Below are 22,855 nucleotides of genomic sequence, written 5' to 3'. Positions count from 1 at the left end.
GTCAGCGAGGCAACCCATGTGGATCGATACGCACTGCCATCTCGACGCCTCCGAATTCGACGCCGACCGCGAGCACGTCGCTGCGGCGGCGAAGAGTGCGGGCGTGGGGCGTATCGTCATTCCGGCCATCGGCCGGCAGAACTTCGCGGCCGTGCGCGAGTTGGCGCACCGCTTCGAAGGTGGCGCATATGCACTCGGCATTCATCCGCTCTTTACGCCATCCGCGCAGGAACACGACCTTGAACTGCTGCGCGCGGAAATCGAGGCGAGCCTCGACGATCCGCGCTTCATCGGCATCGGCGAGATCGGTCTGGATTATTTCGTCGACGGCCTCGACGACACCCGGCAGCAATTCTTCTACAACGGTCAACTACAGATCGCGCGCGAATTCGATCTGCCGGTGATCTGCCATGTGCGTAAATCGCAGGATCAGGTGATCAAAGGCTTGCGTCGGCATCAGATCCACCGCGGCATCGCGCATGCATTCAACGGCAGCTTCCAGCAGGCGCAGGCGTATATCGACCAGGGTATGCATCTGGGCTTCGGCGGCAATCTGACGTTCGAGCGCGCGCGGCAGATTCGCCGCCTTGCCGAGCAGTTGCCGTTCGACGCGCTCGTGGTCGAGACCGACGCGCCGGACATCGCGCCTTCGTGGATTTACAAGCAGCGTAACTCGCCCGAACAGATTCCGGCCATCGGCGCGGGACTCGCGCAGTTGCGTGGCATGGCGGTGGACGAAGCCGCCCTAGGCACAACGGCTAACGCGCTCGCCGCGCTGCCGCGGCTCTCGCTTTCCTCTGCATAATTTGTCTGGTTGATTCTCGAGTGGTTTGCGCCGGGCGAGACACACGTCCGGCGGCATGCTTGCGCGTTGCGCCGTGCGTTGCGTCTTCTCGTCCCGCGTACAGCCGGTGGCGGGCGGAGGGCGCATGCGCGCATGGTGGTGTGGATTTGGGTTGGGCATCGTCTGGCTTCAGCGGCAGGCGGCATTGCCCGGTTGGGGCGGCTGGTGCGCGCTGGTGTCGTTCGGCTGCGCGGCGGCGGCTGCCGCAGTGTGGGCCTTGCGTGGGCGTTCGCACATCGCGGATCGCGAGCAGAGGGAGCTTTCCAGTTGGCTGCTTCGACGTGTGCGCTCATTCGCCGGTTGGGGCGCGCTGTCATGCGCGGCATGGTGCGTCGGCTTCGGTTACGCGGCGTGGCGTGCGGAAGCACGGCTTGCGGCGAGCCTGCCGGTTGCGTGGGAAGGCCGCGACATCGAGCTGACCGGCAACATCAAAGGATTGCCCGCGCGCGACGATAAAGGCGTTCGCTTTCTTTTCGACGTGGAGTCGGTGGACGCGCTTGCCGTTGAGTCGGCACCGGGCGAACCGGTCAGGTTTCCGCGCGTCGTCCAACTGTCCTGGATCGTCGACGAAGCGCCACCGCCGCCGCTTGAGCCTGGTGAACGCTGGCGTCTGCGTGTGCGTCTGAAACGGCCGCATGGCAATGCGAACTTCGGCGTGCGTGACGCCGAAGCCGGGTTGCTTGCGCGGAACGTGCGGGCCACCGGGTACGTGAGCGCGGCAACGCAGGCCGTGCGGTTGCGCCCGGATGCGCGCGGCGTCGGCGTGACGGTGGACCGCTGGCGCGCGGCGCTGCGTGCGCGCATCGACGCGGTGCTGGCGGACTCGCCTCATCGCGGCATCGTCGTCGCGCTGGCAATCGGCGCGCAGGACGAAGTGAGCGCCGCCGACTGGCAGTTGATGCGCGCCACGGGCACCAGTCATCTGGTGGCGATCTCGGGGTTGCATATCGGCTTTGCCGCTGGCCTCGCGGCATGGGTTTGCGGCGCCTGCTGGCGGCGCTCGGGATTGATCGGCCGCAACTGGCCGCTGCACGTTCCCGCGCAATTCGTCGCGGTGACTGGCGGCGCGCTCTTTGCCGCGTTGCATGCTGCGTTGGCCGGCTTCAACGTGCCCGTGCAGCGCGCGCTGTGGATGGCCGGCGTCGTGGCGCTCGCGTCTCTCAGCGGGCGCAATGTACCGCGCTCGGCCGTGCTCGCGTCTGCGCTCGGGCTCGTGTTGCTGATCGATCCGTGGGCGGTTGTCTCGGCGGGATTCTGGTTGTCGTTCTGCGCGGTGGCGGCGATTCTCTTCGCCACGTCGGGGCGGCCTCGCGTGGACAATCACGAACAGCGCACGCGCGAGACGGACGAACAGGGCGGCGCGCCCAGCCGATTGTCGCGCCTGCGTGCTGCTGCCGCGCGCCGGATTCGCGCTTTCGGTGAACGGCTGCGCGGCGCCGCGCAGGTTCAGCTTGCTGTCACCGTCGCGCTCGCGCCGTTGACGGTCTACTGGTTTGCTCAGATTCCGTTGATCGGGCCGCTCGCGAACTCGTTTGCGATTCCGTGGGTAAGCCTGCTCGTCACGCCTTCGGTGCTGGCAGGTGTCGTGTTGCCCGCTCCGCTCGATGCCTACGCGTTGCGTACGGCGCACGCGCTGCTCGACGTGATGATCGCCGGATTGCAATGGCTTTCCGGACCCAGGTGGGCGCTATGGTGGCTGCCGCAGCCGGACGGATGGACGCTCGCTGCCGCCGCGGCCGGCGTGCTGTGGTGCCTCGCACCGCGCGGCTGGCCGCTGCGGTGGGCGGCGCCGCTCGCGTGGTTGCCGCTGCTTGCGCCGGCGCCGTCCGGGCCGCCCCACGGCAGCTTCCGGCTGACCGCGCTGGACGTTGGGCAGGGCACTTCGGTGCTGGTCGAGACGGCGCACCACGTGCTGCTGTTCGACACGGGGCCGGGCCCGGAGTCGACATACGCCGGTGAGCGAGTCGTCGTGCCGTATCTTCAGGCGCACGGGGTCAACGTCCTCGACACGCTGATTGTTAGCCACGCGGATTCGGACCACTCGGGAGGCGCGCCGGCCGTGCTGGATGCGATCGAGGTCCGCCAGATGGTCGCCGCTCTCGCACCGGCCAATGCGCTATGGGCGAATGCGAGGCAACGGGGCGCGCAGACGCTGCCCTGTGCAGCGGGACAGCGCTGGCGATGGGACGGCGTCGAATTTTCGATGCTCTGGCCCGACGCCGGGCCGCTACAGGGCAAGCCGAACGCGCATTGCTGTGTGCTGCGCGTGAGCACGTTGCCGGGTGCAGTTGTGAACCCGGGAGAGGGAAGGCGACAAGCTTCGCCATTGAAGGGCGCGGCGAGTGGCGTGGAGGACGGCGGAGCGGCCAGCGCGGAGGAGCATGCGTCGGACAGCAGATTGGATCGTGCGCTGAAGAGCAGAGCGGAAAGCGCGGCAGATCGCCGGTCGGCCGACGCGCCCGACGAGCACGCGCAACGCACGAGCCTTGCTGCGCTGCTGACCGCCGACATCGAGGCCCCAGCCGAACGCGTGCTGTTGTCGCGCGATCGCGAGATGCTGCGTGCTCAGGTGCTGGTGGTCCCACATCATGGCAGCAAGACGTCGTCGACTGAACCGTTCCTCGATTCTATCGACCCGCTCGTCGCGCTATTTCAGGTAGGCTATCGCAACCGGTTTCATCATCCCAGTGCGGGCGTGCTGGCGCGCTATTCGGCGCGGCATATCGAACTTGGACGCAGCGATGCGGATGGCGCAGTGCGCGTCCTGGTCGACCCGGATTTCGCCACGCGGCGAGGTGCGCATGCAAGCGATACCGCGCTGACCATCGAGCGTTATCGCGACACCCGTCGGCGTTACTGGATGGATCGCTGAACCGATCGCCGGTTGACGCTACGCAAATGGAAAGAGCCACAAAGGAAGCGCTGCAGGCAACTCGGAGAGCGCCGTAGAAGAGAGGCAATGAGCGGGCGGCAAAGCGAAGCCGCTCAACGGCAATCGTACTCAAGCTTCACAGCGGAGCACCGCCACAGCGCCACACCGCACCGCTACAGCCACACCGCAACATTCAGCATCGCGAGACACCGCCAGGCTTCACCCGCCGCGAATAAACAGAACGGAGATAGCCGCAGTTGAAAAACATCATTCACTTCTCGCACGCGAACGGGTTTCCAGCGTCGACATACCGGACGATTTTTGCGGAACTCGCCGACGACTACGAAGTGCGTCACATCGAACGCATCGGGCACGATCCGCGCTATCCGGTGACTCAGGACTGGCCGCATCTCGTCGAGCAGTTGCTCGACGACATCGGGCGGACCTACGAGCAGCCGGTGTGGCTCGTCGGACATTCGCTCGGGGGCTATGTATCGCTGATGGCGGCGCTGAAGAAACCGCAGTGGGTGAGGGGCGTCGTGATGCTCGATTCTCCCGTGGTCGCAGGCTGGCGCAGCAGCATTTTGCGCGTGTCGCAATGGACCGGGCTCGACGAGCGGCTGTCGCCCGCAGCGGCCACGCGCAAGCGCCGCACGCACTGGGCAAGTCGCGAAGAGGCATGGCGCCATTTCCATTCGAAGCCCGCGTTCGCGCGCTGGGACGAGCGCATGCTGTCCGACTACATCGAGTTCGGCATTCCGCAGGTTTCGCACGACGGCTCGCGCAGCCTCGCGTTCGATCGCCGCATCGAATATCAGATCTACCGGACTTTGCCGCATACGCTCGGCGCGCGACTCGCGCGCGGCGCACCGGTGCCGGTCGGATTCATCGCCGGCACCCGGTCGCGAGAAATCCGTCAGGTCGGCTTGCGCGCCACGCGCCGTGCTACCGGCGGCCATGTGGAATGGATCGAGGGCAGCCACCTCTTTCCGATGGAAAAGCCGATCGAAACCGCGCGTGCCGTGCAGCGGATGTTGCGCGAACTGGTGCAGCGCGGCTGACGCTGCGCGCGCCGGTCACCGGTGGTTTGCGCGGCGCGCATGCGTGCCCGGGCCGCTCGCATTTTGCTGGGTTGAGACCCTGCTTTACGGTATAATCCGTTTTTCCCGCGAGCATCCAGCGATGACCAAATATGTTTTCGTCACCGGCGGCGTAGTATCTTCCCTCGGCAAGGGTATTGCCGCCGCTTCCCTCGCCGCGATCCTCGAATCGCGCGGTCTTAAAGTCACCCTTCTCAAGCTCGATCCCTACATCAACGTCGACCCCGGCACGATGAGTCCGTTCCAACACGGTGAAGTGTTCGTGACGGAAGACGGGGCGGAGACCGACCTCGATCTCGGCCACTACGAGCGCTTCATCAGCACGAAGATGCGCAAGGCCAATAACTTTACCACCGGCCAGATCTACGAATCGGTGATCCGCAAGGAACGCCGCGGCGATTATCTCGGCAAGACGGTGCAGGTTATTCCGCACATCACGAATGAAATCCAGGCGTTTATCGAGCGTGGCGCGGCGTCGGCCACCTGCGGCGAGCCGGACGTCGCTATCGTCGAAGTGGGCGGCACGGTGGGCGACATCGAATCGCTGCCGTTCCTCGAAGCCGCGCGTCAAATGAGCCTGCGCATGGGCCGCAACAGCGCGTGCTTCGTGCATCTCACGCTGGTGCCCTGGGTCGCCACGGCCGGCGAACTGAAAACCAAGCCCACGCAGCACAGCGTGCAAAAGCTGCGCGAAATCGGTATTTCTCCGCACGTGCTGCTGTGCCGCGCCGACCGCCGCATTCCGGACGACGAGCGCGCGAAAATTTCCATGTTCTCCAACGTACCGGAAGACGCCGTCATCTCGGTGTGGGACGCGGACAGCATCTACAAGATTCCGCAGATGCTGCACGACCAGGGTCTCGACGCGATCATCTGCGAAGAGTTGAAGCTCACGCCGAAGCCCGCCGATCTGTCCATGTGGGCGGACCTCGTCGAGAAGCTGCAGAACCCGGAACACGAGGTCACCATCGGCATGGTCGGCAAATATGTCGATCTGACCGAGTCGTACAAGTCGCTGATCGAAGCACTGCGCCACGCGTCCATGCATACGTCAACGCGCGTGAACATCGAGTACATCGATTCTGAAGAGATCGAGACGCAGGGCGTCGAAAGTCTCAAGCATCTCGACGCGGTGCTCGTGCCTGGCGGCTTCGGCCGTCGCGGTACCGAAGGCAAGATCGCGGCGATCCGCTATGCACGAGAAGCGAAGGTGCCGTATCTCGGCATCTGCCTCGGCATGCAACTGGCCGTAATCGAGTTTGCGCGCGACGTCGTTGGGCTGAAAAACGCGAACAGCACCGAGTTCGATCAGGAAACCGAAAACCGCGTTGTCGCGCTGATCACCGAGTGGTACGACCGCGAAGGCCGCGTCGAAAAGCGCACCGAAGAATCGGATCTCGGCGGCACCATGCGTCTCGGTTCGCAGCGTTGCCCGATCAAGCCCGGCACCATGGCCGAAGAGATTTACGGCAAGGATGTGAACGAGCGTCACCGTCATCGTTATGAAGTCAATAACCGCTTCGTGCCCCAGCTCGAAGCCGGCGGTCTCATCATCAGTGCCCGTACTCCGAGCGAAGATCTGCCGGAAATGATGGAATTGCCGCGCAGCATGCACCCGTGGTTCGTCGGCGTGCAGTTTCACCCGGAATTCACGTCCACACCGCGTGACGGCCATCCGCTTTTCAAGTCGTTCGTCGAAGCTGCGCTCGCACGTCAGCAGTCGCGCGTCACGAACGAAGTCGGGGAGAAAGCATGAAACTGGGCGATTTCGAAATCGGGCTCGACAAGCCGTTTTTCCTGATCGCGGGCACCTGTGTCGTCGAATCGGAGCAAATGACGATCGACACGGCGGGCCGGCTGAAGGAAATCTGCGCAAAGCTGAACATTCCGTTCATCTACAAATCGTCGTACGACAAAGCCAACCGCAGTAGTGGCAAATCGTTTCGCGGTCTGGGCATGGACGAAGGATTGCGCATCCTGTCGGAAGTGAAGCGTCAGCTCGGCCTGCCGGTGCTGACCGACGTTCACGCGGAGCACGAGATCGAACAGGTGGCCTCAGTGGTCGATGTTCTGCAAACGCCGGCTTTCCTGTGCCGTCAAACTGACTTCATTCACGCGTGCGCGCGCTCGGGCAAACCGGTCAATATCAAGAAGGGCCAGTTTCTCGCGCCGCACGACATGAAAAACGTGATCGACAAGGCTCGCGACGCGGCACGCGAGGCCGGTCTGTCGGAAGACCGCTTCATGGCGTGCGAGCGCGGCGTGTCGTTCGGCTATAACAACCTCGTGTCCGACATGCGTTCGCTTGCCATCATGCGTGAAACGAATGCGCCGGTTGTTTTCGACGCCACGCATTCTGTGCAGTTGCCAGGCGGGCAGGGCACGAGTTCGGGCGGGCAGCGTGAATTCGTGCCAGTGCTCGCGCGTGCCGCGGTCGCGGTCGGCGTCGCGGGTCTCTTCATGGAAACGCACCCGAATCCGGCGCAGGCCAAATCGGACGGTCCGAACGCGGTGCCGCTCAACCGCATGGCAGATCTGCTCGAGACGCTTGTCACGCTCGATCAGGCCGTCAAGCGCGCGCCGTTCCTCGAAAGCGATTTCAACTGATTCAGGCGTTCGCCGCATGCTGGCTCGCGTCTTGAACCGCCCATTCAAGTGGGAGTGCGCGGCGAACGTGCACAATGGTGGTCGAACGTATCGGCGCGTAGGTTGTCTGTCGGGAGACCATGCTCCGCATGGACCGGAACGAGCGCCGAGGCTAGGTCCGCATTCGTGTGCTCTGTAAGGGACGGGGTGAGCGCTAAACCGCTAACTCTGATCGACCTGCGAGATACAGTGTCACAGTAAAGAATTCATCGTCATTTCTTGAGGAAACCATGAGTGCTATCGTAGATATCATCGGTCGAGAGATTCTCGATTCGCGAGGCAACCCCACCGTCGAATGCGACGTGCTGCTCGAGTCGGGCACCATGGGCCGCGCCGCAGTGCCGTCGGGCGCATCCACCGGTTCGCGCGAGGCGATCGAACTGCGCGACGGCGAAACTGGCCGCTACGGCGGCAAGGGTGTGCTGAAGGCAGTCGAACACATCAACACCGAAATCTCCGAAGCGATCATGGGCCTCGACGCTTCCGAGCAGGCTTTCCTCGACAAGACCCTTCTCGAACTCGACGGCACGGACAACAAGTCGCGCCTCGGCGCGAACGCGATGCTGGCCGTGTCCATGGCCGTCGCGAAGGCCGCCGCTGAAGAAGCCGGCCTGCCGCTCTACCGTTACTTCGGCGGCTCGGGCGCGATGCAATTGCCGGTGCCGATGATGAACATCGTCAACGGCGGCGCGCACGCGAACAACAGCCTGGACATCCAGGAATTCATGATCGTGCCGGTCAGCCAGCCGACCTTCCGCGAAGCACTGCGCTGCGGCGCTGAAGTGTTCCACGCGCTGAAGAAGATCCTTTCGGACCGCGGCATGAGCACGGCGGTGGGCGACGAAGGCGGCTTCGCGCCGAACTTCGGCAGCAACGACGAATGCCTGTCGACCATCCTGCAAGCGATCGAAAAAGCGGGCTATCGCGCCGGTGAAGACGTGCTGCTCGCGCTCGACTGCGCGGCGAGCGAGTTCTACCACGACGGCAAGTACCAGTTGGCGGGCGAAGGCCTGCAACTGTCGTCGGCGGAATTCACCGACTACCTCGCGACGCTCGCTGACAAGTTCCCGATCGTCTCGATCGAAGACGGCATGCACGAAAGCGACTGGGAAGGCTGGAAGCTCCTGACCGACAAGCTCGGCAAGAAAATCCAACTGGTTGGCGACGACCTGTTCGTGACCAACACGCGCATCCTGAAAGAAGGCATCGAGAAAGGCATCGCGAACTCGATCCTGATCAAGATCAACCAGATCGGCACGCTGACGGAAACCTTCGCCGCGATCGAGATGGCGAAGCGGGCCGGCTACACGGCTGTGATCTCGCATCGTTCGGGCGAAACGGAAGATTCGACGATTGCGGACATCGCCGTGGGCCTGAACGCCGGCCAGATCAAGACGGGTTCACTGTCGCGCTCGGACCGCATCTCGAAATACAACCAGTTGCTGCGCATCGAGGAAGACCTCGGTGATATCGCCAGCTATCCGGGCAAGTCGGCGTTCTACAATCTGCGCTAATTCGTTGTGATTGGACTGTTTCTAGCGCTGACCGATGAGCCGGTTTTTCTTCGTGTCTGATTGACCTCGCCGCCCTGCGTTTAGCGCAGGGCGGCGCGTATTTATTGTGCTTACTTCATGCGGCTCGTCACTGCTGTACTGATCGTTCTGCTGGCGTTGATCCAGTATCCGCTTTGGTGGGGCCATGGCGGCTGGTTGCGCGTGCACGAACTGCAGCAGCAGCTCGCGCAGCAGATGCAAAAGAATACCGACGCGAAACTGCGTAACGAGCGAATTCAGGGCGAGGTGCAGGACTTGCAGAACGGCACCGCTGCCGTCGAAGAGCGCGCCCGCTACGAAATGGGCATGGTCAAAGACGGCGAAGTGTTCGTGCAATTCGTTTCGCCGAATGCACCTTTGCCGACGGCCAACGCGCCTTCGGCTTCCACCTCGACTCGCGGCGAAGTCTCGTCGGCACCGCTGCATGTCGTGCCGAATCCGGAGTCACGCGCGAAGCCAGAGCGCAAGCACGGCGGCAAGCCAGCGAAAGACAAGAAGCCCGCGCACTGAGCGATGACGGCGCTTCAATGGGGAAACGAAAAAAGGCGCGGTGTCAATTGACCCGCGCCTTTTTTACATCAGCGAGCATTCAACAGTCGGAACGGCGGCCGGAACGCTTTGATCGCCGGCGTTCCGGCGTTCCGCCGCTACTCAGCGCGCTCGGTCAATCACCAGCCCCAAGGGCCGTAGCCAATGCCCACGCCGGTGCCCCAGCCATGCCCCCATCCACCGCCGTAGTAGCTACCGTAAACGCTCACCGGCACTGGCGGGCTGTAGTAGCGCGACCACGCCTGCGCGGCGTTTTCGGCGGCGATTGCCTGGTTTTGCTCGGCCATGACCTGCTGATCGATTGCGTTGTAACGCTCGCGCTCAGCGGGCGTGAGCGGTTGCGCGGTGCTGGCCATGCCCGACTGGTCGGCGGGCAGCCGGCTGTAAATGGGCGAGGGTCCTGGCGGGTCCATCATGCAACCGGCCAACGCAGTGACGCCCGCCAGCGCCGTCAAGGTGGCGCGCGTGCGCGCGGGACGTAGCAGCGAGATGGAAATGCTCATGTTCGGTCTCGATCAGTCGGATACCTAAGTAAAACATGTACGGCGGCACGGAGGGGTGCAGCCTCACAATGTCAAAGATACCGCGCCGCCTATGTCTGTAAAAGCCCGGGGTGGGGCGCGCACTCAATGGTAATGAAAACCGCGGTGACACGCGTGCTCAGGTCAACCTGGGACGCCGCCGCGAGCGCGGAAAGCGCCCGCCTGGCCAGTCGCTTCAGTGCCGTTGCCCAGCAGCCGGCGTCACACCTTGTGAGAGTGCGTTCACGAGAAAAAGTTGCGCCACGTCGACCGGGTCGAACTCATACCGCTGGTTGCAGAATTCACAATGAATTTCGACGTGGCCGCGCTCCTCGAGCACGCTGTCCACCTCTTCGCGGCCGAGCATCTTCAGCATCGAGCCAACTTTTTCGCGCGAGCAGGTGCACTCGAAACGCGCGGCGGCCGGCTCGAAATGCTGAACGTTTTCCTGCCAGAAAAGCCGTCGGAACACCGTTTCCGGTTCTTCCTTCAGCAGCTCGTCTTGCGACAGCGTGCCGCCCAACGTGCAGACGCGTTCCCACGTGTCTGCATCCAGTTCGCCCGGATGCGGGACGATACCGCCGTCGCCCGGCAGCTTTTGCAGCAGCATGCCGACCGCGCGCTCGGAATTCGCCGCGAGCCACAGGCGCGTGTCGAGCTGCTCGGAGTGATGCATGTAGTGCTCGAGCACTTCCGCCATAGAGTTGAGCGGACCGTCGACGCCCGACAGCGGCACGATGCTCTGATACGGCTGCTGGCCCGGCTTCTTGTCGCGCGGGTCGAGCGTGATCACGCAGCGACCGTGGCCGCTTGCGTTGAGCAGCTCCACCAGAGAAGCGCTGTCGCCGATCGTGCCTTCGTCGCCGGAAAGCTTGGCGGTGGCGCGCATCGACAGATCGGAGCTGCATTGAACCACCAGCATCTTGGCCGGGCCATCGCCGAAAATCTGCATGATCAGCGTCCCGTCGAATTTCAGATTCGCCGACAGCAGCGCGCACGCAGCCATCATCTCGCCGAGAATCGTTCGCACTGGTGCCGGGTACTCGCGGCGCGTCAGCACTTCCTGCCACGTATTACGCAGCGAAACGATTTCGCCGCGCACCGGCGCCGCGCTGAACATGAATTTTTGCAACTGGTCGCTCACAACTTTTCCTCAGTCGAATGGCGCGCCACGACGATATGCCGTGCCGGCGCCGTGCGCGCTGCGCGCCCGGCGGGTCAGCCGATGCGCACGAGCTGCGCCTTGAAATACTCGCGGCGCTCGGCATAGCTTGCCGCGCCGCGCTGCATGTTGGCGATATCCGTCTCGGTCAATTCGCGCACCACCTTGGCGGGCGCGCCGAGAATCAGCGAATTATCGGGAAATACCTTGCCTTCGGTCACGATGGCGCCCGCTCCGACCAGACAGTTGCGGCCGATTACCGCTCCATTCAAGACCACCGCCTGAATTCCGATCAGCGAGCCTTCCTTGATCGTGCAGCCGTGCAACATCACCTGGTGGCCGATCGTGACGTTCGGCTCGATGGTCAGCGGAAAGCCGGGGTCGGTATGCAGGACCGCGTTTTCCTGAACGTTGCTGCCCGCGCCCAACGTGATCGGCTCATTGTCGCCGCGTAGCGTTGCGCCGAACCAGACGCTCGAATTTTCCGCGAGCGTCACATTGCCGATGATGGTCGCGGAATCTGCGACGAATACGCTTTCATGGATGGTCGGTGCGGCGTCGCCAAGCTTGTAAATGGTCACGTTGTCTCCTCGTGGATCGGTCGCCGGACGCCGGCCCCGAAAAGAGGCCGCGCCAATGCGTGGCTGTTGGCTCTTCGTCGTTGCGGCTGGCGCTCGCGATTGTCGAATCGAGTATTGTAAACGGTTGTGTGGTTGTCACGCTTAGGCCTCGCCAGACCGTTCCGCGCCTGCGCGAGCACGTCTTCGTCACCATTCGCCATTTCTTCACCGATTCACATCTGATGATTTCCGCCATCCCATCAGCTTCCTCTGCGCCGTCCCGTTCGGTGGATGAGCCCGCGCCCGGCTCGACAAGCCGGCCGCTGTGTGCGCGCAGCGCCGCGCTCGCCGCCCTGCGCGAAGCAGATCCGGTCACCAAGGCGGCCGCGGCGCGCGCGTTGTATGCCGCCGTGATCGACGGCAGCGCGCCATGCACTGCGGAACTCGAACTGGACGAACCGCCCGGACTTCCGGGCCGCCCCGTCCGGCCTGAACTCGTCGAGCCCCGCAAGCTCGGGCGGCGCAGCATGCAATCGCCGCAAGGGCGAGCGGTGCTGCTACACGCGCTCGCGCACATCGAATTCAACGCGATCAACCTGGCGCTCGACGCCGTCTGGCGCTTCGCCGGCATGCCCGCCGCTTTCTACACGGACTGGCTGAAGGTCGCAGCCGAAGAGGCGTATCACTTTTCGCTGCTGACGGCGCGGCTCGCCGAGTACGGTCATGCCTATGGCGATTTTCCCGCGCACGACGGCCTATGGGACATGTGTGAGCGCACCCGTGGCGACGTGCTCGCGCGCATGGCGCTGGTTCCTCGCACGCTGGAAGCCCGTGGGCTCGACGCCTCGCCGCCTATCCGCGCGCGCTTGCAGCAGGCGGGGGATCATGCGTCGGCGTCGATCCTCGACGTGATCCTGCGCGACGAAATCGGTCATGTGCTGATCGGCAACCGGTGGTTTCGTTATCTGTGCGACGAGGCCGGTCTGGATCCGCACGCCACTTACACGCGCCTCGCCGGGCAGTATCACGCGCCGAAATTGCGCGGTCCGTTCAATTTCGAGGCGCGCCGCGACGCTGGTTTCGACGACACCGAACTCGCCGAACTAGCCGCGTTGTCGGGCATCGACGCAGGCGGCGCGCAGACCGATCAGGGAACCCCAGACTGAGGTTTGCCTCGACCCGGCTTAGGTCCCCCATACGCTTATCTCGTTATAATCGAACGACCATTCTTTTTGTGTGACCGATCATGAACACTTCCCGCTCCGAGTTCGTCGCCGTGCGAGGCGTTCGTCTGCACGTGCGGCGTTGGGGCAACCCGGACGCGCCGGCGCTGTTCATGCTCCACGGCTGGATGGACGTGGCGGCCTCATTCCAGTTCGTTGTCGATGCAATGGGCGGCGACTGGCAGGTCATTGCGCCGGACATGCGCGGCTTCGGCCTGTCGGACTGGCCGGTGGCGCAAAGCGGCGGCGGTCACTACTGGTTCCACGATTACCTCGCCGATCTCGACGCATTGCTCGATCACTATGCGCCGACCGGCCAGGTCAATCTGGTTGGGCATAGCCTTGGGGCGAATATCGTCTGCCTGTACGCAGGCGTGCGGCCGGAGCGAGTGCGTCGCGTGGTCGACCTCGAGGGCTTTGGACTTGCGCCTTCGCATGCGGCGCAAGCGCCGAAACGTCTGCAAAACTGGCTCGACGAGTTGCGCGATCCACCGCAGCTCACGCGCTATGCGTCGATCGATGAAGTAGCCGGCCGCCTCGTCAAGACCAATCCACGTCTGGCCGCCGCGCGTGCGCAGTTTCTTGCGAAGCATTGGTCGAAGCCCGACGGCGACGGGGGTTTCATGCTGCTTGCCGACCCGGCGCACAAGCTGCGCGGCCCGACGCTGTACCGGCTCGACGAGGTCATGGCCATCTGGCGCAAGGTGAGCGCGAAAGTGCTGCACGTCGAAGCTGCCCATTCGCCGACGCTCGCCGCGATTGCCGGCGAAATCCCGCTTGACGAATTCAAGGCGCGCTTCCAGGCGTTTCCGGACTGGCGCGAAAAGATCATCGACGAGGCGGGGCACATGGTGCACCACGACCAGCCGGAGCAGGTGGCGGCGCTGATCGAGGGGTTCTGCGCGTAGCGCGCAGGCAAACCGGGGCGCGCGGCAAGCCAGCGGAAAGCGGCGGCGCGAGATTGCCCTGCGTCCACTTACTGCGTTGCAGTAAAATGGACTGCAGAACCTTCTCCAGACCATGATGAACGCCGACCTCCACTGTCACTCCACCGTTTCCGACGGCCAGTTTGCGCCGGCCGATGTCGCGCGCCGTGCGCATGCGGGGGGCGTGACCTTGTGGGCGCTGACCGATCACGACGAACTGGCCGGCCAGCGCGAAGCGCGCGAAGCCGCCGGGGAACTCGGCATGAGCTATGTCAGTGGCGTCGAAATTTCGGTGACCTGGGCGGCGCGTACGGTGCACATCGTCGGGCTCGGCATCGATCCCACGAGTTCCGTGCTGATCGACGGCCTTGCTCGCACGCGCAACGGGCGGGCCGCCCGAGCGGAAGCCATCGGCGAGCAACTGGCCACGCTCGGCATTCCCGACGCTTACCAGGGCGCGCTCAAATACGTGTCGAACCCGGACATGATCTCGCGGACCCATTTCGCGCGCTTCATGGTCGAAAGCGGCTACGCCAGTTCCACGCAAGACGTGTTCAACCGCTATCTGGGCGACGGCAAGCCCGGCTATGTATCGCACCGCTGGGCGAAGCTGGCGGACGCCGTCGGCTGGATCAAGGCCGCGGGCGGCGAGGCGATCATCGCGCATCCGGGTCGTTACGCGTACTCGCCGGTCGAATTCGACGCGTTTTTCGCCGAATTCATCGACCTCGGCGGCAAGGCGATCGAAGTCGTGACGGGCAGCCACACGCCCGATCAATACCGCGAATACGCCGACGTGGCCCGCCGCTTCGGCTTCGAGGCGTCGCGTGGCTCCGACTTCCACGCGCCCGGTGAGGGCCGCGTCGAACTCGGCACGTTGCCGCCGCTTCCCTCCGATCTCAAACCCGTCTGGGAACGCTGGCTGTGAACGCGCGCCGTGCCCATGCGGCACGTCGCGTGCGGGAGCCGGCCGTCTGCGCGCGCGTCCCGCCGATTCGCCATAATTTGCCGTCGCTCCTCAGCCTTCGTTAGCCGCCATGTCCCAATACTTTCGGCTTCATCCAGACAATCCGCAGCCGCGCCTCGTCAAACAGGCGGTGCAGATCATCAACGACGGCGGCGTAGTCGCGTTGCCGACCGATTCCAGTTACGCGCTCGCCTGTCATCTCGACGACAAGGACGCGGTCGAACGCCTGCGCCGGATTCGCGGGCTGGATGAAAAGCAGCTGCTGTCGCTCCTCGTGCGCGATCTATCGGAACTGGCGAACTTCGCGATGGTGGACAACCGCCAATACCGGCTGATCAAATCCGTGACGCCGGGACCCTACGTTTTCGTGCTGCAGGCGACCAAGGAAGTGCCGCGGCGCCTGTCGCATCCGTCGCGCAAGACGATCGGCCTGCGCGTGCCGGACCATGCGATCACGCTCGCGATTCTCGGAGAGCTCGGCCAGCCGCTGCTCGGCTCCACGCTGATAATGCCGGGGGAATCCGCGCCGCTGAACGATCCCGAGGAAATTCGCGAGCGGCTGGAAAAGCAACTGGATCTCGTGATCGACGGCGGCGCCTGCGTGTGCGAACCGTCCACGGTGATCGATCTGACCGGCGAGGAGCCGGTGCTGGTGCGGGCAGGGCGCGGTTCTCTCGCGCCATTCGGTCTCGAAGAGACGGCATGAGCGAAAGCGGACAGACGCACGCTATCGCATTGTTACAATAGCGAGTTATGGATTCTTCCCTGATACAAACCATCGCGGTCTACGCGTTGCCGGTGATTTTCGCGATCACGCTGCACGAGGCCGCGCATGGTTACGTCGCGCGCTGGCTCGGCGACAACACGGCCTATGTGCTCGGCCGCGTTTCCATCAATCCGATGCGGCACATCGATCCGCTCGGCACGATTGCGATTCCGTTGCTGCTTTACTTCGCGACAAGCGGCGCGTTCATGTTCGGCTACGCGAAGCCGGTACCCGTCGCCTTCGGCAACCTGCGCAATCCGCGCTGGGGGAGCCTCTGGGTCGCCGCCGCCGGTCCCGCGTGCAACTTCGTGCAGGCGCTCATCTGGGGCCTCTTCGGCGTAGCGCTCGCGGTGATGGCCGTCGACGAACCGTTTTTCACGCGCATGGCGGGCGCCGGCGTCGGCGTCAATCTCGTGCTCGGCGTGCTCAATCTGTTTCCACTGCCGCCGCTCGACGGCGGCCGCGTGCTGATGGCGCTATTGCCGCCGCGGCAGGCCATCACGTTGTCGCGACTCGAGCCGTATGGCTTTTTCATCGTCATGGCGCTGGTCATGACGGGCACGCTGACGCGTTACTGGCTCGGCCCGCTCGTTACCCTCGGTTATAGCGCGATCACCGCAATCCTGACTCCACTTGTTTCGCTTTTCTAAATAACCATGTTCCCAGACCGTATCTTCTCCGGCATGCGGCCCACCGGGTCGCTGCACCTCGGCCACTATCACGGCGTGCTGAAAAACTGGGTGCGGCTGCAGTCCGAGTACCCGTGCTTCTTCTGTGTGGTCGACTGGCACGCGCTGACGACTCACTACGAAACGCCCGAGGTGATCGAAAAGAACGTGTGGGACGTACTGATCGACTGGCTCGCTTCGGGCATCGATCCGGCGCAGGCCACGCTGTTCATCCAGAGCAAGGTGCCGGAGCATGCGGAGCTTGCGCTGCTGCTCGGCATGAGCACGCCGCTCGGCTGGCTCGAACGTGTGCCGACCTACAAGGAGCAGCAGGAAAAGCTGAAGGACAAAGATTTGTCCACGTACGGATTCCTCGGCTATCCGGTGTTGATGGCGGCGGACATTCTGCTGTACCGCGGCTCGCTCGTGCCGGTGGGCGAAGACCAGGTGCCGCACGTCGAAATGACGCGCGAAATCGCGCGTCGTTTCAATTACCTGTACGGCCGCGAACCGGGCTTCGAAGAGAAGGCCAACGAAGCCGCGAAGAAGCTCGGCGGCAAGCGCGCGAAGCTCTATCACGAACTGCGCAACGCCTATCAGCAGGACGGCGACGACGAAGCGCTCGAACAGGCGCGCGCGATGTTGCAGGAATCGCAGAGCCTGTCGATGAACGACCGCGAGCGTCTGTTCGGCTACCTGGAAGGTTCGCGCAAGATCATCCTGGTCGAGCCGCAGGCCATGCTGACCGAAGCGTCGCGTATGCCCGGCCTCGACGGTCAGAAGATGTCGAAGTCGTACGGCAATACGATCGGTCTGCGCGAAGATGCCGAGACCATCACGAAGAAAGTGCGCACCATGCCGACCGATCCGGCGCGCGTGCGCCGCACCGATCCGGGCGATCCGGACAAGTGCCCGGTGTGGCAACTGCATCAGGTCTATACCGACGAAGCCACGCACGAGTGGGTTCAGAAAGGTTGCCGCTCGGCGGGCATTGGCTGTCTCGAATGCAAGCAGCCGGTGATCGAAGGCATCCTGCGCGAACAGCAGCCGATGCTCGAACGCGCGCAGAAGTACATGGACGATCCGTCGCTGCTGCGCGCGATCGTCGCCGACGGCTGTGACAAGGCCCGCCGCTTCGCCACGGAAACGATGCGCGACGTGCGCGAGGCCATGGGCCTGTCGTACAACTGAACGACTGCGTCAAAGCGATGAGCACGACCGCTGTCTTGCATGGATTGGGCGAGCCGTCGCGCTGGGTGCGTCAGTGGGCGCATCTGGTCGCGGCGCACGGTGCGGTGCTCGACGTCGCTTCTGGCGCGGGGCGGCACGCGCGCTTTTTTGCGTCGCTCGGCCATCCGGTAACGGCAATCGACCGCGACGCGGCCGCGCTGAACGCGCTGGCCGACGAGCCGCTCGTTACGCCGGTCATGGCCGACATCGAAAACGCGCCTTGGCCTTTGGCAGCGGACGCACGGTTCGCCGCGGTGGTCGTCACGAACTATCTGCACAGGCCGCTTTTTCCCCAGCTGATGCGCTCGCTCGCGCCCGGCGGCGTACTGATTTACGAGACGTTCGCGCAAGGAAACGAAAGAGTGGGCAAGCCCTCTAATCCCGCGTTCCTGCTCGCGCCTGGCGAGTTGCTCGACGTGGTGCGCGCCCGGTTGCGGGTGGTGGCCTTTCAGGACGGGTTTGTCTCGCAGCCACGCCCGGCTTACGTCCAGCGCATCTGCGCAATTCTGGAGGCGGATTGCTCTGACGACTCCGCACAGGCGGCGCCCCCGCCTTGTTACGAGTTGCCCGGCTAATCCGCTACAATCGCGGTTTACCTGATCAAATTCTTGGCGTTTCATGACTAACGGCAATCAATCCGGCAACCCGCGCGGCAACGACGGCGTTCAGATTCGCGGCAGCATTCCTGCCATCATCACCCCGATGCTCGAAGACGGCAGCCTAGATCTGCCGGCATTTCGCAAACTGATCGACTGGCACGTCGCGGAAGGCACGAATGCGCTCGTGGTCGTCGGCACGAGCGGCGAGTCGGCTACGTTGTCGGTCGAAGAGCACGTGCTCATGGTCAAGACTGCGGTGGAGCACACAGCGGGCCGGATTCCGGTGATCGCGGGCTCGGGCGGCAACTCGACTGCTGAGGCTATCGAACTCACGCGCCAGGCGAAGGAAGTGGGGGCTGACGCCACGCTGCAGGTCGTGCCGTACTACAACAAGCCGACCCAGGAAGGCATCTATCGCCATTTCGCAAAAATCGCCGAAACGGTAGACCTTCCGGTGATTTTGTACAACGTGCCGGGCCGCACGGTCGCGGACATGAGCAACGAGACGATTCTGCGTTGCGCGCAGGTGCCGGGCATCATCGGTGTCAAAGAAGCGACGGGCAATATCGATCGGGCCGCGCATCTGATCAAGTCGGCACCGGCTCACTTCGGCATCTACAGCGGCGACGACCCTACGGCGATCGCGTTGATGCTGCTCGGCGGTCACGGCAATATCTCGGTTACCGCGAACGTCGCGCCGCGCGCCATGAGCGAACTGTGCAAGGCCGCGCTGGCTGCGGATGCAAAGACAGCCCGCGAAATTCATCTGAAGCTCCTGTCGCTGCATAAGAACCTGTTCATTGAATCGAATCCGATTCCCGCGAAATGGGCACTGCAGCAATTGGGTCGTGTGCAGGGCGGAATCCGCCTGCCGCTTACGCCGCTCGACGCGCAATACCATGAAGTGGTGCGCGGCGCGCTGCGCGAAGCGGGCCTGCTCGGCTAGGCGGCCCGTCCGCGTACCCTCGGCGCTCACCCAGTCCACTGGCATTCCCTTAACCGACGTCGATCCAGCCCACGTTCCCGGCACACAGAACCAGGCACCGCGTTCCAGCATCACGAAGGACCTCATGAAACGTTCCGCACTTTCCCTCCACGCAACCCGCATGGCGGCGCTGACGCTTGCCCTGGTGACGCTCGCCGGCTGTGACACCCTGAACGACTGGTTCGCCTCCGATCGCGTGAATTACAAAGGCGCAGGCAGTGCGCCGCCGCTCGCCGTGCCCGGCGATCTGACCACCACGCCGACCGACCAGCGCTATGTTGCACCTCCGGCTAATCTGGCGCTCGGTGGCGCCACGCAGCGCGCGGTTACGGCTGCCGGCAATTCCACCGAAGGCCAGCCGACCGCGCAGGACCCGTATGGCATGCACATCGAGCGCGACGGCGACCGCCGCTGGCTGGTGGTCGACGGCCGCTCGCCGGAACAACTCTGGCCGCAGTTGCAGGAGTTCTGGCAGGAGAACGGTTTCGCGCTGAAAACCGACGCGCCGGCCACCGGCATCATGGTGACCGACTGGGCTGAAAATCGCGCCAACATTCCCGACGACTGGTTCCGCCGTACGGTGGGCAAGGTGATCGACTTCGCTTATTCGTCGGGCACCCGTGACAGTTTCCGCACGCTCGTGTCGCGTGGTCCGTCAGACACAACCGACATTTCCGTCACACACAGCGCAATGGAAGAGGTGTTGACGGGGCAGGACAAGACATCGTCGCGTTGGGAAGAGCGTCCGCGCGATCCGGCGCTGGAAGCGCTGTTTCTGACCAAGCTGATGCAGAAATTCGGCCTGACCGAAGCACAGTCGAAGCAACTGCTGACGGAGGCGCACCCGGCAACTGCGCCGGCTACGCTCGACAAGAGCGCGGGCACTTCCACGCTGGATCTGCAGGAATCGTTCGACCGCGCATGGCTGCGCGTCGGCCTCGCGCTTGACCGCACGAATTTCACTGTGGACAACCGCGACCGCGCGAAGGGCATTTACTACGTGCGCTACGCTGATTCGATGCAGGAACTGAAGAAAGAAGGGCTTTTCGGCAAGCTGTTCTACAGCGGCAATTCGTCGAAAAAACCGGGGCAGGAGTTCCTCGTCAACGTGCGCTCGAAGGGTGACACGGTGACGCAAGTGGCAGTGCTCGATGCGAACGGGCAGATCGACAATTCATCCGACGCGCAGCGCATCGTGACGCTCCTGCACGCGCAACTGAACTGACGGGCTGTGCGATTCGCAAGTCTTGGCAGTGGCAGTGAGGGCAACGCATTGTTGGTGGAAGCGCGAAGCGGCGCGACCACCACGCGCGTGCTGCTCGACTGCGGCTTTTCCGCCAAGGAAGTCGAACGGCGCCTGACGCGGCTCGGCTGTAGCGCCGAAGGTCTCGACGCTATCCTGATCACTCACGAACACAGCGACCATATCGGCAGCGCGCTGACACTGGCGCGCAAGTGGTCGATTCCGCTGTACATGAGTTGGGGCACCGCCCGCGCAGTGGGCGCCGATGAGGCCAATGTCGATCTGCAGGTGCTGTGGGGCGATGAGGCTGTGGCGATCGGCGACTTGAGCGTTCTTCCGTACACGGTTCCTCACGACGCCCGCGAGCCGTTGCAATACGTGTTCTCAAATGGCGCGAGCCGCCTTGGCGTACTGACGGATGTGGGCACTTCCACGCCGCATATCAGTTCCGTGTTGAGCGGTTGCGACGCGCTCGTGCTCGAATGCAATCACGACGTGCGGATGCTGGCCGGCAGCCGCTATCCGCAATCGCTGAAGGCGCGCATCGGCGGCAATCATGGGCATTTGAACAACGACGCCGCAGCTGAAATTCTGGCCTCGCTCGATCGCTCCAAACTGCGCCATCTGGTGGCCGCACACTTAAGTCAGCAGAATAATCTGCCGGAACTGGCGCGGGCTGCCATGGCAAGCGTGCTGGGCGCAGCGCCGACTGACGTCGTTGTGGCCTCGCAGGCCGAAGGGTTTGAGTGGCTGGATTTGTGAGCGTTGCCGTATTGCCCAACGAAAAAAGCCCATAACGAGCAATCGTTATGGGCTTTTTCTACGGCGCGGCGGCTAGCGGGGCCAAGCAATACTGCGCCTGGTTCGACGCGTAGAACTTAGTTGCGGTTGCCGCCGAAGATGCCGAGCAGCGCAAGCAGGTTCACGAACACGTTGTACAGATCGAGATAGATCGCGAGCGCTGCCGTGATGTAGTTCGTCTCACCGCCGTTCACGACGCGTTGGACGTCGAACAGCATGTACGCCGAGAAAATCACGATGGCCATGACGGAAACCGTGAGCATCAAAGCAGGCAGGTGCAGGAACACGTTCGCGACGGACGCCAGCAGCAGCACGATCACGCCCATGAAGAGCCACTTGCCGAGACCGGAGAAGTCGCGCTTGCTGACGGTCGCAATGGTTGCCATCGACGCGAAAATCACACCAGTGCCACCGAAGGCGAGCATGATGAGCGACGGGCCGTTGGAGAAACCCAGCACGAAGCCAAGAATGCGCGACAGCATCAAGCCCATGAAGAACGTGAAGCCGAGCAGCACGAACACGCCGGCAGCGCTCTCCTTCGTTTTCTCGATCGCGAACATGAAGCCGAAGGCGATCGCGAAGAACGCCAGCATGCTCATGGCAGGACTTGTAGCGGCGAACAGCGAGAACCCGGTGGCGAGGCCTACCCACGCGCCGAGCACTGTCGGAATCATGGACAGCGCGAGCAGCCAGTAGGTGTTTCGTAGCACGCGGTTACGCGTTTCCACCGTGCTGACCGCGCCAGTGCGGCCAAAGCTATACGGATGATCGTTCATGGTCTCTCCTTACGTCAGAAGCGTGTTGCGTGGTGGTATCAGCGGTTTATCCAGCGCTCTTGCAGCGGGCCCTGCCGGAGCTTTTCGCCCCGGTTGCGGACTACCCGTTCCTAAGATCGGTGCGGTGGCAGGGAGTTTCAATGCCGTCACCCAACTTGGAGTGCATTAAAAAAGCTCACGAGGCCTACGCTACCAGTATTCCGAAACCTCTGCTTTGAGTCTTTCAATGCTGTAAGGGTTCAATCGCAATCATACACGGGAACATGCTACAATAGCGGATTCATTTGAATCTGTAACCTCTTAATTTTTTGGAGTTTTTATGGCGATCGAACGCACCCTGTCGATTATCAAGCCGGACGCAGTGGCCAAGAATGTGATCGGCCAGATCTACAGCCGTTTCGAAAACGCTGGCCTGAAGATCGTGGCTTCCCGCATGGTTCATCTGTCGCGCGCCGACGCTGAGAAGTTCTACGCGGTGCACGCTGCACGTCCTTTCTTCAAGGACCTGGTCGAATTCATGATTTCGGGCCCGGTGGTCGTTCAGGTGCTGGAAGGCGAAAACGCTATCTTGAAGCACCGTGACCTGATGGGTGCAACGGACCCGAAAAAGGCGGAAAAGGGCACGATTCGCGCTGACTTCGCCGACAGCATCGACGCAAACGCGGTGCACGGCTCCGACGCCGCTGAAACTGCTGCAGTTGAAATTGCATTTTTCTTCCCCCAAGTGAACGTCTACTCGCGCTAATGCTGGATTGCCCCGGCGGTGGTGCAGCCGGTTTCGTTTAGTCACACGAATCGCTGGGCAAAGTAGTAAGGTAAAAGCAGCAGGGATGGGCGCGAACGGCTTTGCGTTCATGCAGCTTG

The 22,855-nt window shown here is 63.3% G+C and carries 22 protein-coding genes; 18 read left to right on the top strand and 4 right to left on the bottom strand.

Annotation, left to right across the window (positions count from 1 at the left end; translation table 11 throughout):
• Positions 1-16: 16 nt before the first annotated feature.
• The 7 genes from BCA01S_RS01580 (at position 17) to ftsB (ending at position 9,525) form a co-directional block, all read left to right on the top strand.
• The gene (locus BCA01S_RS01580) at positions 17-805 is read left to right on the top strand and encodes a TatD family hydrolase (RefSeq protein WP_027775419.1); all 789 of its coding nucleotides are present in this window, start codon (positions 17-19) and stop codon (positions 803-805) included.
• 124 nt (positions 806-929) lie between these two features.
• Positions 930-3,716 carry a DNA internalization-related competence protein ComEC/Rec2 gene (locus tag BCA01S_RS01575; protein WP_027775418.1) on the top strand — a complete coding sequence of 929 codons (2,787 nt, stop codon included), beginning with the start codon at positions 930-932 and terminating at the stop codon, positions 3,714-3,716.
• A gap of 257 nt (positions 3,717-3,973) precedes the next feature.
• Entirely contained in the window at positions 3,974-4,777 is an 804-nt protein-coding gene (locus BCA01S_RS01570; protein ID WP_027775417.1) for an alpha/beta fold hydrolase, read from the top strand.
• 121 nt (positions 4,778-4,898) lie between these two features.
• Positions 4,899-6,572: a CTP synthase gene (gene pyrG, locus BCA01S_RS01565; protein ID WP_027775416.1), complete on the top strand. Its 1,674-nt coding sequence runs from the start codon at positions 4,899-4,901 to the stop codon at positions 6,570-6,572.
• The gene (kdsA, locus tag BCA01S_RS01560) at positions 6,569-7,423 is read left to right on the top strand and encodes a 3-deoxy-8-phosphooctulonate synthase (protein ID WP_020065520.1); all 855 of its coding nucleotides are present in this window, start codon (positions 6,569-6,571) and stop codon (positions 7,421-7,423) included. The genes pyrG and kdsA overlap by 4 nt, the downstream gene beginning before the upstream one ends.
• Positions 7,424-7,692: 269 nt before the next feature.
• Complete coding sequence (gene eno, locus BCA01S_RS01555; RefSeq protein WP_020065521.1) at positions 7,693-8,976, top strand: phosphopyruvate hydratase; 1,284 nt, start codon at positions 7,693-7,695, stop codon at positions 8,974-8,976.
• 117 nt (positions 8,977-9,093) lie between these two features.
• Positions 9,094-9,525: a cell division protein FtsB gene (ftsB, locus tag BCA01S_RS01550; RefSeq protein ID WP_027775415.1), complete on the top strand. Its 432-nt coding sequence runs from the start codon at positions 9,094-9,096 to the stop codon at positions 9,523-9,525.
• 158 nt (positions 9,526-9,683) lie between these two features.
• On the opposite strand, the gene BCA01S_RS01545 is transcribed toward ftsB, so the two are convergent.
• The 3 genes from BCA01S_RS01545 to BCA01S_RS01535 form a co-directional block, all read right to left on the bottom strand.
• Positions 9,684-10,067 (bottom strand): hypothetical protein, encoded by a 384-nt coding sequence (locus BCA01S_RS01545; protein WP_027775414.1) that lies wholly within the window; start codon positions 10,065-10,067, stop codon positions 9,684-9,686.
• A 214-nt stretch (positions 10,068-10,281) separates the two neighbouring features.
• Positions 10,282-11,229 (bottom strand): Hsp33 family molecular chaperone HslO, encoded by a 948-nt coding sequence (gene hslO / locus BCA01S_RS01540; RefSeq protein ID WP_027775413.1) that lies wholly within the window; start codon positions 11,227-11,229, stop codon positions 10,282-10,284.
• A 74-nt stretch (positions 11,230-11,303) separates the two neighbouring features.
• Complete coding sequence (locus BCA01S_RS01535) at positions 11,304-11,828, bottom strand: gamma carbonic anhydrase family protein (protein ID WP_027775412.1); 525 nt, start codon at positions 11,826-11,828, stop codon at positions 11,304-11,306.
• A gap of 221 nt (positions 11,829-12,049) precedes the next feature.
• Between BCA01S_RS01535 and BCA01S_RS34310 the strand changes: the two genes are divergently transcribed.
• The 10 genes from BCA01S_RS34310 (at position 12,050) to BCA01S_RS01485 (ending at position 21,176) form a co-directional block, all read left to right on the top strand.
• Positions 12,050-12,973: a ferritin-like domain-containing protein gene (locus BCA01S_RS34310; protein WP_042317854.1), complete on the top strand. Its 924-nt coding sequence runs from the start codon at positions 12,050-12,052 to the stop codon at positions 12,971-12,973.
• A gap of 80 nt (positions 12,974-13,053) precedes the next feature.
• Positions 13,054-13,938, top strand: coding sequence for an alpha/beta fold hydrolase (locus BCA01S_RS01525; RefSeq protein WP_027775411.1), 885 nt, complete (start codon positions 13,054-13,056; stop codon positions 13,936-13,938).
• A 115-nt stretch (positions 13,939-14,053) separates the two neighbouring features.
• Complete coding sequence (locus BCA01S_RS01520; RefSeq protein WP_027775410.1) at positions 14,054-14,884, top strand: 3',5'-nucleoside bisphosphate phosphatase; 831 nt, start codon at positions 14,054-14,056, stop codon at positions 14,882-14,884.
• 109 nt (positions 14,885-14,993) lie between these two features.
• Entirely contained in the window at positions 14,994-15,629 is a 636-nt protein-coding gene (locus BCA01S_RS01515; RefSeq protein WP_027775409.1) for an L-threonylcarbamoyladenylate synthase, read from the top strand.
• 47 nt (positions 15,630-15,676) lie between these two features.
• The gene (locus tag BCA01S_RS01510; protein WP_020065530.1) at positions 15,677-16,339 is read left to right on the top strand and encodes a site-2 protease family protein; all 663 of its coding nucleotides are present in this window, start codon (positions 15,677-15,679) and stop codon (positions 16,337-16,339) included.
• Positions 16,340-16,345: 6 nt separating this feature from the next.
• Positions 16,346-17,548, top strand: a complete 1,203-nt coding sequence (locus tag BCA01S_RS01505) for a tryptophan--tRNA ligase (RefSeq protein WP_027775408.1) — start codon at positions 16,346-16,348, stop codon at positions 17,546-17,548.
• Positions 17,549-17,565: 17 nt separating this feature from the next.
• A complete protein-coding gene (locus tag BCA01S_RS01500) occupies positions 17,566-18,162 on the top strand; it encodes a class I SAM-dependent methyltransferase (protein ID WP_027775407.1) in 597 nt (198 codons plus the stop codon).
• 43 nt (positions 18,163-18,205) lie between these two features.
• Positions 18,206-19,132, top strand: coding sequence for a 4-hydroxy-tetrahydrodipicolinate synthase (dapA, locus tag BCA01S_RS01495; protein ID WP_020065533.1), 927 nt, complete (start codon positions 18,206-18,208; stop codon positions 19,130-19,132).
• Between the two features lie 124 nt (positions 19,133-19,256).
• Positions 19,257-20,396: an NlpB/DapX family lipoprotein gene (bamC, locus tag BCA01S_RS01490; protein WP_027775406.1), complete on the top strand. Its 1,140-nt coding sequence runs from the start codon at positions 19,257-19,259 to the stop codon at positions 20,394-20,396.
• Between the two features lie 6 nt (positions 20,397-20,402).
• Positions 20,403-21,176: an MBL fold metallo-hydrolase gene (locus BCA01S_RS01485; RefSeq protein WP_027775405.1), complete on the top strand. Its 774-nt coding sequence runs from the start codon at positions 20,403-20,405 to the stop codon at positions 21,174-21,176.
• 116 nt (positions 21,177-21,292) lie between these two features.
• Here the strand turns inward: BCA01S_RS01485 and BCA01S_RS01480 are convergent, their stop codons facing one another.
• Positions 21,293-21,991, bottom strand: coding sequence for a Bax inhibitor-1/YccA family protein (locus BCA01S_RS01480; protein WP_020065536.1), 699 nt, complete (start codon positions 21,989-21,991; stop codon positions 21,293-21,295).
• 319 nt (positions 21,992-22,310) lie between these two features.
• Here BCA01S_RS01480 and ndk point away from each other — a divergent pair, with 319 nt between their 5' ends.
• A complete protein-coding gene (gene ndk, locus BCA01S_RS01475; RefSeq protein ID WP_013338797.1) occupies positions 22,311-22,736 on the top strand; it encodes a nucleoside-diphosphate kinase in 426 nt (141 codons plus the stop codon).
• Positions 22,737-22,855 lie beyond the last annotated feature (119 nt).

Source organism: Paraburkholderia caledonica NBRC 102488 (assembly GCF_000685095.1).
In the GTDB taxonomy this organism is placed as follows: domain Bacteria; phylum Pseudomonadota; class Gammaproteobacteria; order Burkholderiales; family Burkholderiaceae; genus Paraburkholderia; species Paraburkholderia caledonica.
This window is presented reverse-complemented; position numbering and strand designations above follow the sequence as displayed.